Raw genomic sequence first — 14,490 nt, 5'->3', positions numbered from 1 at the left:
ACTATACTTAACGGTAAAACATGAATTAATAGACTCCGCCGTAGCCAATTCCTCCTGCACCAAAACCGCCTCCGCCAAATCCGCCTCCGAAGCCCCCAAAGCCTCCGAAGCCGATACACGCGCATCCAACGATAATCAAAAGAATGAACAATACGACAATTAAAGCAAAAGTAGCTCCGCCGCCGCCAAAAAAACTCATAGTTTACACCTCCTCAACTTAGAATATGATGGCTTGACTTAATTGGTTTAGGCAAGCTGTGAAATGTGCCGGTGTCTTTGGAATGATAGTTAACGTATAGGTGAAACAACCATTTTGGTAACCAGCCTTGTCTCAGAGAATAAACTGGCTATATACCACACAAGGAGGATCTATACTTGTACGAACACATGAGTAATATTAAGCCAGGCGATCACATGCCGAAAGACAATAAAGCGTACCAGGTAAGCCCAAGCCACAAAGAGCACTGGATGCATCTCTGCAAGCAGTATGCAGGAGCCAACTGTGAGATTGAGATGGCAGACGGTAAGATTTATCATGGAAAGATTCATAGCCATGATAATGACAACATTTATCTCATCATGCCTATGCAGCACAGAGACGAAGCATCTGAACGCTTCTTCCCTGGTTTTGGTTTCGGAGGTTTTGGTTTCAACCCGTTTTTCGTAGGACCTTTTTTCCCGGGCTTCGGTTTGTTCGGTTTTCCTTTCTTCGGTTTCAGGGGTTTTAGACGTTTCTGGTGGTAATTAAAGTGTCAGTTTGTTCGTAAGTATAAAAGAGAACCACAGACAGCATGTCTGTGGTTCTTTTTTTGTTATTTATTTTCAGACATGAACGCTTCAATGTCTTCTACTGTACGAATAATGTCCTTTGAAAGATTCTCATAACCGTCTTCGGTTACGAGAATGTCGTCCTCAATCCGGATGCCGATTCTTTCATCTTCAATATACAAACCAGGTTCAATCGTAAGGACCATTCCTGGCTCAAGAACACGGTCTTTGTATGAACCGACATCATGAGTGTCGAGGCCGAGGAAATGGCTGACGCCGTGGTAATAATAATTAGACAGCTCAGCTTTTTCTTTAAATAAGCCGATTTTTATGCATTCTTCTGCGAGAACGGCTTTGGTGTGTTCATTTAATTCTGCGAACTTTAGGCCTGGTTTAATAAGGGCTGTTGTTTCTTTCAATGCTTTAAGAACAATGTTATAGATTTCCTTCTGACGGGAAGTGAATTTTCCATCAGCAGGGAACGTGAAGCTGATATCAGCATTGTAATAGTCTTTTTGAGCACCAAGATCCAGTAATATGAGATTACCATCATTGATCTTAGAATCATTGTCTTCATAATGCAGAACAGTAGCGTTTTTTTCCGCTTGCCAAGATGGTATGGAAGGCAAAATCCTTAACGCCTGATGATTTGAGGATAGAGTCAAAGTGCGCTTCGAGCTGGTTTTCCATCATACCGGCTTTTGCATGTTTTAGTACGTTATAGATGCCTTCTTTCGTAATGTTGATGGCTTCCTTAATCTTTTGAACTTCCTCTTCGGTTTTGAACACTCTTAATTCTGTAATGAGAGGATACGCATTTTGAATCGCAAGATGAGGATAATGCTCCTGTAAATGCTTTGCGAAGGAGAAAGCCTTGGTTTGTGCTTCAGACCATTCTCTGCGCTCCAAATCTAAGTATACATTCTTTACGGATTCTGCAAAAAATGTTCTTGCCATGGACGTTTCAAAGCTTTCCAGATATGAAATGCTTTTTATCCCGGAAAGATTCTGAGCTTCTTCTTTTGTCAGTGACGCGCCAATCCATTTTTCCATCACAGGATCTGCTTTCTCGATGAAAAGCGTCTCTTCCACGGAAGACTCCGTCTTTTTCATGACGAGGATGATGTTTTGACGGTTAATCCCCGTTAAATAATAAAAGTTGCGGTTCGGAGTAAAGGGATATCGTTCATCGGCAGATTTATAAGGGGCCTGGCCGGCAAAAAGAATAGCTGTTGATTCAGCAGGGAGCTGATCTGTTAGTTTTTTTCTGTTTTCAATAAAAAATGATGCTTCCATGGGATCCTCCTCAGTAGTTTTAAAATCAAACTGACTATGTGGTTTATTTTCATTGTATTTTTAATGGAATTTTTCGTCAATCAAATACGATTGTAAATTTTAACTATTTTGTGATCCAAATCAAGAATGGAAACGTTAGCTAGATGAAAACAAAGTATTTAGGATGAAAGGATGAAAACGATTGCACGAATATTTGTTAGAACTTTGGGTATTTTTTTTATCGTATTAGGAATTGTTGGTTTCATTATACCGATGGAGGGATTCTTTCATCTTACGCCGGTCCACAATATTGTTCATTTAGCTTCAGGAATTGTGGCAACCATTATACAGAAGCGAAGGCGAAATTGTATGCGAAAGTGTTCGGATTTGTGTATCTGCTTGTTGCAATCTTAGGTTTATTCACACATGAATTTGCGGGAATCCATTTTCTTGCGGCAGACAACGTGCTGCATTTCATCATTGCTTTTGTCTCAATCTTTACGGGATTCGCAACCCCGGCATCGAAATCAGCAAACAAGACAGTTTCAAATTAAAGCTCATGGAAAAAAGGGTATGTCAGCTGACATATCCTTTTTTTACGAGGAAAAAGGGAGCGGCGTGCCGAAATGAATAGGGAGGCAAAGGGGGAAGTATATGTCATTTTCGAGTGGGATTGACCATCAGCTGTACACGATGTGCATGATACAAAACGGCGATCAATGTTTGTTGATCAATCGGCCAGACAAGAAAGGTTTTCCGGGTTATATTGCCCCTGGGGGAAAAGTGGATTTTCCGGAAAGTCTGGTTGACGGTGCGATACGTGAAGTGAAGGAGGAAACGGGGCTTACCGTACGAAATCTTACGTTTAAAGGGTTGGATGAATATGTGAATCCCTCTGAGCACTTAAGGTACATGGTATTTAATTATTTGGCGACAGAATTTGAAGGGGAACTTCTGAACAATCCTCCTGAGGGGGAGGCGATATGGATTTCACTGGATGAGTTGGAGCATTTGCCGATGCAGCCATGGTTCAGAAGGCGGCTGCCCTACTTTTTCAAGCCAGGAACCTTTGAAATTCAAAGCTGCTGTGATGGTTCAACTGATAAAGAAAGAAAAGTGACCGTAAAGAGTACATAAGGACTATAGAGATGAATACAGGACTAAAACAGCAATTACGAGAATCCTATGATAAAGAATCGATGAGCAGAAACGGACAGGAGACGCAAACATGGAAGGTTGAAGAGAGACAAATATTTGCTGACCTGCTCTTGCGTGATAACAAAAAAAGCCTTTTGGACCTTGGTGCCGGGCCGGGGCGTGACAGTCTATTTTTTCATCAAGAAGGATTGTCCACCCTGTCTCTTGATTTATCAACTGAGATGGTTGGATTATGCCGGGAAAAAGGACTGGCTGCAGAAGTAATGAGTTTTGACAGTTTAGCATTTGCAGATGAGTCGTTTGATGCTGCATGGGCATTGAATTCTCTTTTGCACGTACCAAAAAGCGAGATTATAAATGTACTCGAAGGAATAAAGCGAGTGTTAAGGGCAGGCGGACTCTTCTTTATGGGAGTGTATGGCGGCGTTGATTCTGAAGGGGTATGGGAAGGCTTCTTTACGGATGAAGACATTCAAGTGAAAGGTTCCATGTGGTTCCCCCTGATGTGATTGGCGGTTCTTTTAGCTTTCAGTCATTGATTTTACGAAAATAAATAAACAAAAGACAGCGGCCATTTACGGCCACTGTCTTTTGTTTTATACGGCGCTTTTAGCATACGTTTCAAGCTTGCGATAGCTTGCTTCTTCTTGTTTAAATTCTTCTTCTTGTTCAAATACAAATTCTTCTGGAGAGTTGAAGTCAAATTCAACCGTTCCAGAAAAGACATAGGTTGCGTTTCCTTTAAGCAGTACAGAATAGCCGCTGCTTTCTTTCCGTTCATTCACTTTGCAGCGCACCATACCGCCGTTGTTTAACACTGTAATATCTTTTTCGGGATGATTGATGCCTAGCCGGCACGTAATCAGGCTTGCTGCGGACATCGCTGTTCCGCATGAGTTAGTGATTCCCACACCGCGTTCATACGTTTGGACAAAGATTTTTGAATCACCCAAATCTTTGACGAAACTGACATTCACGCCCTTGGGAAACACACTTTTTAATTCATTCGCTTTTTTCCCGATCTCGGCTACTTGATCTTGATCAATATCATCGACAAGTGTAATGATATGCGGATTCGGCATACTTACTGCAGTGAAGGCTATTTCTGGAGACAATTCAGGAATCACCGTATTTTCAAGTGTTTCTTGGCCATGGATTAAGGGCAAGGTGTGAACATCAAACGAGACAGGTCCGATCAGAACTTCAAAGGTTTGAATATCACCGTAAATATTTTCAGTTCTTTGTACATCGAGGTTTGCTTTTAGCGTTTCGACGATGGCATGATCTCTTCCTAATAACTCAGTAATGTATCTTCCTGCACAGCGGAGCCCGTTGCCGCACATTTCCGGCTCTGTGCCATCTGAATTGAAAATCCGGTATTTAGCATCCGCTTTCTCGCTTTTTTGGATAAACAAAATGCCGTCCGCCCCAATAGAGCCTTTGCGGTCACAGAGGACTTTCGTCAAAACGGTACGCTTTTCATCATCGAGTCCGTAATCATTGCTGTATTCATCAATTAAAATAAAGTCATTGCAGGAGCCATGTGTTTTTAAAACGTCAATTTTCAATGGTCTTCGTCCTTTCGTTCCGCCGAATTTCTTATTAGTATCATAACAAGAAACATAAAAAAATGTTAACATCAAATAATAGAAATTACAGAGCATTAAGCTTCATGATCAAGATTAGGCGTGGTATATATAATAGTGTAAGCTAAATAAGGGAGGGAATAAAATGAAAGAGATTCAAACTTTAGAAGAATTTAATGAAGTCATTTCAGCGGATAAAGAAACCATTATGATTTTTACAGCGGGCTGGTGTCCGGACTGCCGCAGACTGGAAGTATTCATTGGAGATATTATCGAAGAACACAACGACAAAGCCTGGTATGAGATCGACCGGGATAAGTTTCCGGAACTTGCTGAAAAGTACGAAGTCATGGGAATCCCAAGCTTGCTTTTGTTTAAAAATGGAGAGAAACTCGCCCATCTTCACAGTGCCAATGCAAAAACACCAGAAAACGTTCGTGCTTATCTGGAGAGCCTTCCAGTATAAAGGAATAAGAAAAGCCGCCTCATAAATTGTGAGGCGGCTTTTCTCTGTACATCCGTGACATCACATTGCATACCAACTACATCAAAAAGCGTCCTGTTGTTTTTTTGCTATAGCTATATTTTACACCTGTATGTATCATGGGTAAAATGAATGTTAATAATATAATTTATAACTTTTAGTTATAAGAGGATGCGATTATGGATTTAAGGCAATTAAAATATTTTGCAGAAGTCGGAAAACAGAGAAGCTTTACGAAAGCAGCAAACACCTTGTTCCTTTCACAGCCAAGCTTAAGCAAGATGGTCAAATCTCTGGAAGAAGAGCTTGAAGTTCAGCTCATTGACCGATCGGGAAGGAATATTGAGCTAACCGATGCGGGACATGCGGTTTACAGCCATGCGCAAGAGATCCTCCATTCTATGGAAGATCTATCTTCCTCTTTATATGATGTGATGCATTTGAAGAAAGGATCCGTATCGATCGGTCTGCCCCCGGTTATTGGAATATTGTATTTTCCAAAGATTATTGGTGATTTTCAAAAATCTTATCCTGAAATTGCCATCAAGCTGGTGGAGTACGGTGCGAAAAAAATGGAGGATGAAGTGCTTCATGGCAATCTTGAACTCGGGATATCGGTGCTGCCTGTAGATGACGAGCTGTTTGATGTGGTTCCATTCATGAAAGACGTAATGACGCTGATCGTCAGCAGCCAGCATCCGCTTGCCGAAAAGGAACAGGTGGAGCTGAAAGAATTAAGCAATGAGGATTTTATCTTTTTCACAGAAGAATTTGCGTTGTATGATTACATGCTTGCAAAATGCCGACAGGCCGGTTTTGAACCGCAGATCGCTTATAAAAGTTCACAGTGGGATTTTATCACAGGTCTTGTAGGAGAGAACCTTGGCGTTTCTTTTCTCCCGCAGTCCATCTATGAGAAAGTAAATGATCAAAAAGTGAAAAAGGTGGAGATCAAAGGCAATGAAATCCCATGGCACTTGGGGATTGTGATGAAAAAACATAAATATAAGACCTTTGCCATCAAAGAATTTATAAGCCATCTTTTACGGTACCATTAATATTACGAATAGGCATGAGAGGATGAACCATGCCTAAGCCGCCACACTTCCTGTCACGATTAATCTTGTGATAGATTAGGAAACATAACTAAGTACTTTAACACGAAGGGATTGTGGAGAATGAACGAAACGATAAAAAATATTCTTTCTCACCGGTCGATCCGCCGGTTTAAAGATGAACCGATTCCGCAAGAAACCATTGAAACGCTTGTCCAATGTGCTCAGTCTGCTTCCACTTCCAGCTATCAGCAAGTATATTCCATCATAGGAGTGGAGGAGCAGAGTTTAAAGGATAAGCTTGCTGAATTGGCAGGCAATCAAAGCTATGTGGCCCAGAATGGCTACTTCTTCGTCTTTTGCCTTGATTATCACCGCCATAAGCTTATGGCTGAAATGACAGGCGGAAATGTTGATGCGACCGTACAATCCAAGGAAGGATTCATGGTAGGGATGATCGATGTTGCTCTTGCCTCACAGAACCTTGCTATGGCTGCAGAATCGCTCGGCTTAGGCATCGTCTATATCGGGGGTATTAGAAACAATCTTCCGGAAGTCTCCGAGCTGCTTCGCTGCCCTGACCATGTAGTGCCGCTGTTCGGCATGGCTGTCGGCTTTCCTGATGCCTCCCCTGGTCTAAAACCGCGTTTGCCTCAAGAAGCCGTCTTCCATAAAAATCAGTACAAGGATGATGAAAAAGCGCTGCCGGTCTTAAAGGAATTCGAGATGAAAACGGCAGAGTACTATAAAGAGCGCACAGGCGGAGCCCGGGATGAAGGGTGGGCCACTCAAATGGCGAGAGTAATGGCGCAGCCAAAGCGGACCTATATGAAAGAATTTATTGAGTCGAAAGGGCTTGATAAACAATAGCAAGAAAAAGTTCTGAGATATGATGTTTGAAATGAAAATAAAACAACGTTATACTTGAATCATGCTTTACAATTAAATATGTTTCCTTCGGGGTCGGGTGAAATTCCCAACCGGCGGTGTTGAGGATTTATCCTCTTAGTCCGTGACCCGGCTGTGCAGTGTGCATAGACGGTGGATCTGGTGAAACTCCAGAGCCGACAGTATAGTCTGGATGGGAGAAGGAATGAAGAACGCTTATTTGGCATTGTTTAAAAATACAATCCTTGAAAGCTTATTTCGTCATAACTGTTTATTGATGCTACGAGTTTATTCAGAACAATAAATAGGAACCCCTGGGAGAATTGTGTCTTCCGGGGGTTTTTTGTTTCTGATGCTTCATCATCAAGTTCAGCCCATTCCTTAAATTAAGATATTTCAATAATAAACGACAGGGGGTGAATGAATGTTTACAGGAATCATAGAAGAATTAGGAACCATTGAAGGTATAAAAAAAGGCAATGAAACAATTGTACTCACCATTTCAGCTGCAAAAGTTCTCGTTGATGTACAGCTCGGGGACAGCATTTCTGTAAACGGAGTTTGTCTCACGGTCACAACCTTTTCTGAAAAGAGCTTCACTGTTGATGTGATGCCGGAAACGTACAGAAGTACAGGGCTAAAAGGATTGTCATTCCATTCCAAAGTCAACTTGGAGCGGGCCATGGCGTCCGGCGGGAGGTTTGGAGGACACTTTGTCAGCGGACATATCGACGGAACGGGAGAGATTGTCCAGAAGCGGCCAGAAAAAAATGCCATCTATTATGACATTAAAGTACCGCAGTACCTTGCGAAATACCTTTTGCTGAAAGGTTCAGTTGCTGTAGATGGAACGAGCCTGACGATCTTTGGACTGACAGATGATACGTTTACGATCTCCTTGATCCCCCATACGGTCTCACATACCGTACTGGGTGCAAAAGCAAAGGGAGATTCGGTAAACATCGAGTGCGACATGCTTGGAAAATATGTTGAAAAATTTATGTCCGGTAAGACTCAGCCGGAGAACAAGAAAACAGCCATCACGATGGACTATTTAACGGAGCACGGATTCTAGAGGCAAAGGAGGGTTTTACATGTTTCACAGTATAGAAGAGGCCGTACAGGATTTAGTTATGGGAAAACCAGTAATTGTGGTAGATGATGAGGATAGAGAGAATGAAGGTGACTTTGTTGCCATTGCAGAAAAAGTCACACCCGAAACCGTAAACTTTATGGCCAAGCATGGAAGAGGGCTGATCTGTGCGCCTATCGATGAGCAGCTTGCTGCTAAGCTTGAGCTCTCTCCAATGGTCAGCCATAGCACAGACCCTCATGGAACAGCCTTTACGATCAGTATTGATCATAAAAGTACCACAACCGGCATTTCTGCACTTGAGCGGGCAGTTACCATTCAAAAGATGGTGGAGGAAGAGTCGAAGGGAGCTGATTTTATACGCCCGGGACATATCTTTCCCCTGATCGCAAAAAAAGGCGGCGTCCTTCAGCGTGCGGGCCATACGGAAGCTGCTGTAGACCTGGCGATTCTGGCTGGTTGCAAACCGGCGGGGATGATCTGCGAGATCATGAATGAGGATGGAAGCATGGCAAGGGTGCCTGAACTGCAGGAAATCGCCCGAGAACATGACTTGAAGTTCATCACCATCAAGGATTTAATCCAATATAGAAACCAGAAGGAAAAGCTGGTGGCTAAAGAAGTTGAGATTAAGCTTCCGACGGAATACGGAGAGTTTACGGCAATTGCTTTTACCAACCTAATCGATGATAAAGAACATGTGGCCCTCGTTAAGGGTACCATTGACCCAGATCAGCCAGTGCTTGTGAGGGTTCACTCGGAATGTTTAACAGGGGATGTATTTGGTTCCCGCCGCTGTGACTGCGGACCTCAGCTTCACGCAGCGCTCCGCCAGATCCAGGAAGCTGATTCTGGTGTGCTTTTGTACATGAGGCAGGAGGGCAGAGGGATAGGACTTCTTAATAAAATGAAGGCCTATAAGCTCCAGGAAGAGGGCTACGATACGGTAGAAGCCAATGAAAAGCTTGGATTCGCACCAGATCTCAGAAATTATGGTATCGGAGCACAAATATTGAAAGAGCTCGGTATAAAGAAGATGCGCCTGCTGACGAATAATCCGCGAAAGATTACAGGATTAAAAGGCTATGACCTTGAAGTGGTGGAGCGCATAGCGATTCAAACGCCGTCAAATAAGGATAACGAAAAATATTTAAAAACAAAACAAACAAAACTAGGGCACTTGCTGCAGTTTTAATCAGAGGAGGAATTCTAATAATGGCAACGATTTATGAAGGGAATTTAGTTGGATCAGGATTAAAGGTTGGAATTGTAGTAGGTCGGTTTAATGAATTTATTACTGGAAAACTGTTAAGCGGGGCGCAGGATGCTTTAAAACGCCACGGTGTAGAAGAAGAGAACGTCGACATCGCTTGGGTGCCTGGAGCTTTTGAAATTCCATTGATCGCCAAGAAAATGGCAGACGCGGGCAAATATGATGCCGTTATCACCCTTGGAACAGTCATCCGTGGCTCTACACCTCATTTTGACTATGTCTGCAATGAAGCGGCAAAAGGCGTTTCCGCTGCTTCTCTTCAGTCTGGTGTACCTGTCATTTTTGGTGTCCTGACAACAGATTCCATTGAGCAGGCGATAGAGCGTGCTGGTACAAAAGCCGGAAACAAAGGATGGGAAGCAGCTGCTGCAGCCATCGAAATGGCTAATTTGAACCGACAATTTAATTTTTAATGATTAACCAGGGAAAAATCCGCACACCGCGGATTTTTTTCTTTTTTGGGAAGATGGGAGTAAAGAAAATACAGTGTTTTTCATATTGACATTATAGTTAGAATAGTGTTAATATTAGCAAAGTCGAAAACAATACCAAATTTTTGAAGGGATGGTTGGTCATGAAAAAGTCAGTGAAAATCTATGATGTTCGTCATATCGCTGTTTCTCAAATTCATAGTGCGGCCGGCCACCCAGAGATGAAAGAACACTAGTCATTCTTTTTCGTTTATTCACAGGCACCGGTCACATTTTCCTTTGTGAGGTGTCTTCTGTTTTTCTAAGCATATCGCCACAGGGGCGGTATGCTTTTTCTTTTGTCTAGCTCCAGCATCCAGGGCAGAAAACGTATTTCTTGTTTTCGGCATAATGATGAAATCCATAACATAATTTCATCCCTAGTCCTCGGAGGACGAAAATTACAAGCTTTTTTCGTCCTTAGCCGTTTCACTTTTACTCCTCAACATAAAAAGCGTGTTGCTGAGTAAAAGCTCCAGCGCTTGTCGGACTTTAACAGGGCGCTTGCGCTTTTCAAGTTGGTTTCACAAATTTTTTCACATAAAGGAGCAATGCACTATGTATGTATTTTCTATGGTCAGGTTGAATTCTGAAGCCCATCACGAATCGGGGTAGCACGTTTGTTTGCACTAACATGAAGGGGAAGGGGGAGAATTTATGTTTTCGGTACTGAGCAAATTAGGCTGGTTTTTTAAACAGCATTGGAAACGATATACGATTGCTGTTCTGTTATTAATTGTTGTCGGCATCTTGGAAGTCATTCCGCCGAAGATCGTCGGCAATGCGATTGATGCGATCAATCTCGGCAAGCTGACAAAAGAGTCGCTTGTACAAACGATCTTATTTTATTTAGGTTTGTTAACAGTAACCTATATTTTAACGTATTTCATGATGTATCAGTTGTTTGGAGGGGCGTTTGTTGTTGAGCGGATTCTTCGTTCGAAATTCATGCGACACCTGTTGAAAATGACACCGGCATTTTACGAAAAGAACCGGACAGGAGATTTAATGGCAAGAGCTACCAATGACTTGAAGGCGATTTCCGTTACTGCCGGTTTCGGGATATTAACACTTGTTGATTCCAGTGTATTTATGCTGGTTATCCTTTTTACGATGGGAATTTTCATCAGCTGGAATTTGACGCTGGCTGCTGTATTGCCGCTTCCTTTAATGGCCATTGCCATGAACAGGTATGGAAAGAAAGTTCATGAGCGGTTCATGAAAGCACAGGATGCCTTCGGGGACATGAATGACCAGGTGCTTGAAAGCATTTCAGGAGTAAGGGTTATTCGCGCCTACGTGAAAGAGCGGGAAGACATCGAACGGTTCAATGACCTTACCGACGATGTGTACGGTAAAAATATCGCCGTTGCTAAAATCGATGCGCTGTTTGAACCGACTATTAAAGTACTCGTCGGTATCAGCTACTTGATCGGTCTTGGGTACGGGGCGTATCTGGTGTTTCATAACAGTATCACATTAGGGCAGTTGGTTTCTTTTAACGTTTACCTTGGTATGCTCATTTGGCCCATGTTCGCTGTTGGAGAATTGATCAACATCATGCAGCGGGGAAATGCTTCACTCGACAGGGTGAACGAGACTCTCGCTTATGAACCGGACGTTAAAAATGAAGATGACCTCATCCCTCTCAAAGAACCTGGAGAGATTGCATTTCATGATGTGACCTTCCGCTATCCTTCTTCTGAGGCAGATAATCTTGTGTCCGTGAATGCAAGGGTGAAAAAAGGACAGACGCTTGGTATTGTAGGCCGCACAGGAAGCGGAAAAACGACGTTCCTGAAACAGCTGCTCAGAGAGTATCCTTTAGGTGAAGGAGAAATCCAAATTTCCGGCATTGATCTTCATCACTTGGCCATTGAAGATATCCAGGGATGGATTGGCTATGTACCTCAGGATGCCACTCTATTTTCTAAAACAATAAGAGAGAACATCTTATTTGGCAAAAGCAGCGGAACAGAAGAAGAGCTTCAGCACGTCCTTCGGATGGCCTCCTTTGACCGTGACGTGAAATATTTGCCGGAAGGGTTGAATACGCTTGTCGGAGAAAAAGGAGTAGCGTTATCGGGCGGACAGAAACAGCGTGTTTCTATCGCCAGGGCGTTATTTATTGATCCGGAAATCCTCATGCTTGATGATGCGCTATCGGCTGTTGATGCTAAGACGGAAGCAGCAATCATCGCAAACATCAGAAAAGAACGGGCAGGAAAGACTACTTTTATTACGACCCACAGGTTATCAGCAGTAGAACATGCTGATTGGATCATCGTAATGGATGAAGGAAGGATTATCGAAGAAGGTACACACGCAGAGCTCATCTCATCCGGAGGCTGGTATGGTGAGCAGTACGAACGGCAAAAAGTCGAAGAAACCTTCGATGAAAAGGCGGTGTAAGATTTGAACGTAGGGAAGAGGTTATTTCGTTACGCACTGATTTATAAAAAAAGTTTTATTATAGGTCTGCTATTGCTGGCTTTGGCCGTATCAGCAGAGTTAACCGGTCCGTTCATCGCCAAGCGCATGATTGATGTTCACATTCTAGGCATTGAAAAGTCTTGGTATGAAACGACTGCTCAAGATAAAGACACGGTTTCTTATAAGGGGAGCCGATATCAGCGCGAAGATCGTTTTCAGTCCGGTGAACCAAAAGGAAAACAGGCCAGGATTACACAGATTGGGAGAAAGTATTACTTCATTAATCAGCCCGCAAAATTAGAAGGGGAAAAGAGTTACAAAAACAAGGAAATTATGGTCACTTCTAAAGGTGTAACCACTAAATATCCGGCAGTACAGCTGAAGAACAGTGAGCTTTTTAAATTTTATAAGCCCGAGATCAGAGGGCTGTTTAAGCTGACGGGCATTTATTTTGTTCTTTTGTTGTTTGCTGGATTGTTTCAGTATGGACAGAGGTATATGCTGCAGAGCTCCTCCAATATGGTCATCAAGAAGCTGCGGCAGGATGTATTTTCACAGATCCAGAGAGTGCCGATTACGTATTTTGATAATCAGCCGGCAGGAAAAATAGTATCACGGGTGACGAATGATACAGAAGCAATTAAAGAGCTGTTCGTTAATGTACTTTCTAATTTCTTCACAGGCATTATTTATATGGCGGGAATCTTCACAGCGCTGTTCATTCTGGATATGCGTCTCGCCCTGATCACGATGATTCTCGTGCCGATTCTGGTTATTTGGATTAAACTCTATCGAAAACTGGCTTCTAAGTATAACCATATTATCCGTTCAACACTGAGCGACATCAATGGAATGGTCAACGAATCCATCCAAGGCATGCCAATTATACGGGCGTTTAAACGGCAGAAGGAAACGACAGAAGAGTTTGAAGAGATGAATGAGAAATATTTTTCTTTTCAAAATAGGTTATTGAGTTTAAATGGCCTTACTTCTCACAACCTTGTGAGTGTACTTAGGAATTTAGCGTTTGTTGCCTTGATCTGGTACTTCGGAGGGGCCTCACTTAAGACGGACACCCTGATTTCCGTTGGTGTCCTCTATGCTTTTGTTGATTACTTGAACCGGCTGTTCCAGCCCATCACCGGGATGGTTAACCAGCTCGCCCAGCTTGAGCAGGCGCTCGTATCTGCAGAGCGTGTATTTGTCCTGCTGAATGAACCGGGTATGGATGTGAAGGTACAGGAAGTTGAGCGTTATAAAGGAAATGTAACATTCAATGGAGTTACATTTGCTTATAAAGAAGGTGAGAATGTCTTGAATGATATTACCTTTGAAGCAAGGCAGGGCGAAACGGTAGCTCTTGTCGGTCATACGGGGTCAGGAAAAAGCTCTATTATGAACCTTCTTTTCCGGTTTTATGATATTAAGCAGGGGAGAATCCTTATTGATGGCAAGGATATTATGAAAATGCCAAAGCAGGTGCTCAGGGAGCATATGGGGATTGTTCTGCAGGATCCATTTCTATTTACGGGAACCATCGCTTCGAACATCAGCCTGGATGACCCCGCGATTTCACGAGAGATGGTAGAAAAGGCCATTAATGATGTAGGAGCGATGCCGTTTGTACAAAACCTTCCAAAAGGATTGGATGAACCCGTCATCGAAAAAGGAAGCACTCTTTCTTCCGGTCAAAGGCAGCTTCTTTCTTTTGCAAGAGCCCTGGCGTTCAATCCAGCAATCTTAATTTTGGATGAGGCAACGGCTAGTATCGATACTGAAACAGAGGCCATCATTCAAGAGGCGCTTGATGTGCTGAAGAGGGGACGAACGACCTTTATCATTGCCCACAGGCTGTCCACCATTAAAAATGCGGACCAGATTCTTGTCCTGGATCGCGGAAGAATTGTTGAAAAGGGCGATCATACTTCATTGATGGAAGCCCGAGGCCGCTATTTTCAAATGTATCAAATTCAACAAGGACAGAAAGAGAGTAAAGCAGTATAACAT

General features: G+C 42.8%; 14 protein-coding genes, 1 pseudogene and 1 riboswitch. Of the genes and pseudogenes, 12 read left to right on the top strand and 3 right to left on the bottom strand.

What is annotated here, in order from left to right:
* Positions 1-25 precede the first annotated feature (25 nt).
* Positions 26-199: a YjcZ family sporulation protein gene (locus tag OKX00_RS19155; protein ID WP_082683501.1), complete on the bottom strand. Its 174-nt coding sequence runs from the start codon at positions 197-199 to the stop codon at positions 26-28.
* A gap of 176 nt (positions 200-375) precedes the next feature.
* Between OKX00_RS19155 and OKX00_RS19150 the strand changes: the two genes are divergently transcribed.
* Complete coding sequence (locus OKX00_RS19150; protein ID WP_265408466.1) at positions 376-744, top strand: hypothetical protein; 369 nt, start codon at positions 376-378, stop codon at positions 742-744.
* Positions 745-812: 68 nt separating this feature from the next.
* On the opposite strand, the pseudogene OKX00_RS19145 reads toward OKX00_RS19150, so the two are convergent.
* Positions 813-2,064 (bottom strand): annotated as a pseudogene (locus OKX00_RS19145) (aminopeptidase P family protein).
* Between the two features lie 344 nt (positions 2,065-2,408).
* Here OKX00_RS19145 and OKX00_RS19140 point away from each other — a divergent pair.
* The 3 genes from OKX00_RS19140 (at position 2,409) to OKX00_RS19130 (ending at position 3,710) form a co-directional block, all read left to right on the top strand.
* Positions 2,409-2,597, top strand: a complete 189-nt coding sequence (locus tag OKX00_RS19140; protein WP_265408465.1) for a hypothetical protein — start codon at positions 2,409-2,411, stop codon at positions 2,595-2,597.
* Between the two features lie 100 nt (positions 2,598-2,697).
* Positions 2,698-3,180: an 8-oxo-dGTP diphosphatase gene (locus OKX00_RS19135; RefSeq protein WP_265408464.1), complete on the top strand. Its 483-nt coding sequence runs from the start codon at positions 2,698-2,700 to the stop codon at positions 3,178-3,180.
* An 11-nt stretch (positions 3,181-3,191) separates the two neighbouring features.
* A complete protein-coding gene (locus tag OKX00_RS19130) occupies positions 3,192-3,710 on the top strand; it encodes a class I SAM-dependent methyltransferase (protein WP_265408463.1) in 519 nt (172 codons plus the stop codon).
* An 87-nt stretch (positions 3,711-3,797) separates the two neighbouring features.
* Here the strand turns inward: OKX00_RS19130 and dapF are convergent, their stop codons facing one another.
* A complete protein-coding gene (gene dapF, locus OKX00_RS19125) occupies positions 3,798-4,769 on the bottom strand; it encodes a diaminopimelate epimerase (RefSeq protein WP_265408462.1) in 972 nt (323 codons plus the stop codon).
* 163 nt (positions 4,770-4,932) lie between these two features.
* On the opposite strand from dapF, the gene OKX00_RS19120 reads away from it, so the two are divergent.
* The 8 genes from OKX00_RS19120 to OKX00_RS19085 all read left to right on the top strand — a co-directional run bounded on the left by OKX00_RS19120 (position 4,933) and on the right by OKX00_RS19085 (position 14,487).
* Complete coding sequence (locus OKX00_RS19120) at positions 4,933-5,253, top strand: thioredoxin family protein (RefSeq protein WP_062236743.1); 321 nt, start codon at positions 4,933-4,935, stop codon at positions 5,251-5,253.
* Positions 5,254-5,450: 197 nt separating this feature from the next.
* Positions 5,451-6,329: a LysR family transcriptional regulator gene (locus OKX00_RS19115; protein WP_091006978.1), complete on the top strand. Its 879-nt coding sequence runs from the start codon at positions 5,451-5,453 to the stop codon at positions 6,327-6,329.
* 120 nt (positions 6,330-6,449) lie between these two features.
* Positions 6,450-7,196, top strand: a complete 747-nt coding sequence (gene nfsA, locus OKX00_RS19110) for an oxygen-insensitive NADPH nitroreductase (protein WP_053355586.1) — start codon at positions 6,450-6,452, stop codon at positions 7,194-7,196.
* Between the two features lie 79 nt (positions 7,197-7,275).
* A riboswitch (FMN riboswitch) is annotated at positions 7,276-7,423 on the top strand.
* A gap of 215 nt (positions 7,424-7,638) precedes the next feature.
* Positions 7,639-8,289: a riboflavin synthase gene (ribE, locus tag OKX00_RS19105; protein WP_265408461.1), complete on the top strand. Its 651-nt coding sequence runs from the start codon at positions 7,639-7,641 to the stop codon at positions 8,287-8,289.
* Between the two features lie 19 nt (positions 8,290-8,308).
* A complete protein-coding gene (locus tag OKX00_RS19100; RefSeq protein WP_265408460.1) occupies positions 8,309-9,502 on the top strand; it encodes a bifunctional 3,4-dihydroxy-2-butanone-4-phosphate synthase/GTP cyclohydrolase II in 1,194 nt (397 codons plus the stop codon).
* 20 nt (positions 9,503-9,522) lie between these two features.
* Positions 9,523-9,993 (top strand): 6,7-dimethyl-8-ribityllumazine synthase, encoded by a 471-nt coding sequence (ribE, locus tag OKX00_RS19095; RefSeq protein ID WP_053355583.1) that lies wholly within the window; start codon positions 9,523-9,525, stop codon positions 9,991-9,993.
* 714 nt (positions 9,994-10,707) lie between these two features.
* Positions 10,708-12,462 (top strand): ABC transporter ATP-binding protein, encoded by a 1,755-nt coding sequence (locus OKX00_RS19090; RefSeq protein WP_265408459.1) that lies wholly within the window; start codon positions 10,708-10,710, stop codon positions 12,460-12,462.
* 3 nt (positions 12,463-12,465) lie between these two features.
* Positions 12,466-14,487 carry an ABC transporter ATP-binding protein gene (locus OKX00_RS19085; protein ID WP_265408458.1) on the top strand — a complete coding sequence of 674 codons (2,022 nt, stop codon included), beginning with the start codon at positions 12,466-12,468 and terminating at the stop codon, positions 14,485-14,487.
* Positions 14,488-14,490 lie beyond the last annotated feature (3 nt).

Source organism: Fictibacillus sp. KU28468, assembly GCF_026153615.1.
Taxonomy (GTDB): domain Bacteria; phylum Bacillota; class Bacilli; order Bacillales; family Fictibacillaceae; genus Fictibacillus_C; species Fictibacillus_C marinisediminis.
Note: the sequence above shows the minus strand (reverse complement) of the source record. Positions and strands in the feature narration are given on the sequence as shown.

Bases quoted from the DNA above. Each gene is read 5' to 3' on its own strand.
- OKX00_RS19155 (WP_082683501.1), bottom strand. From the start codon at position 199: ATGAGTTTTTTTGGCGGCGGCGGAGCTACTTTTGCTTTAATTGTCGTA.
- OKX00_RS19135 (WP_265408464.1), top strand. From the start codon at position 2,698: ATGTCATTTTCGAGTGGGATTGACCATCAGCTGTACACGATGTGCATG.
- OKX00_RS19130 (WP_265408463.1), top strand. From the start codon at position 3,192: ATGAATACAGGACTAAAACAGCAATTACGAGAATCCTATGATAAAGAA.
- OKX00_RS19120 (WP_062236743.1), top strand. From the start codon at position 4,933: ATGAAAGAGATTCAAACTTTAGAAGAATTTAATGAAGTCATTTCAGCG.
- OKX00_RS19115 (WP_091006978.1), top strand. From the start codon at position 5,451: ATGGATTTAAGGCAATTAAAATATTTTGCAGAAGTCGGAAAACAGAGA.
- nfsA (WP_053355586.1), top strand. From the start codon at position 6,450: ATGAACGAAACGATAAAAAATATTCTTTCTCACCGGTCGATCCGCCGG.
- ribE (WP_265408461.1), top strand. From the start codon at position 7,639: ATGTTTACAGGAATCATAGAAGAATTAGGAACCATTGAAGGTATAAAA.
- OKX00_RS19100 (WP_265408460.1), top strand. From the start codon at position 8,309: ATGTTTCACAGTATAGAAGAGGCCGTACAGGATTTAGTTATGGGAAAA.
- ribE (WP_053355583.1), top strand. From the start codon at position 9,523: ATGGCAACGATTTATGAAGGGAATTTAGTTGGATCAGGATTAAAGGTT.
- OKX00_RS19090 (WP_265408459.1), top strand. From the start codon at position 10,708: ATGTTTTCGGTACTGAGCAAATTAGGCTGGTTTTTTAAACAGCATTGG.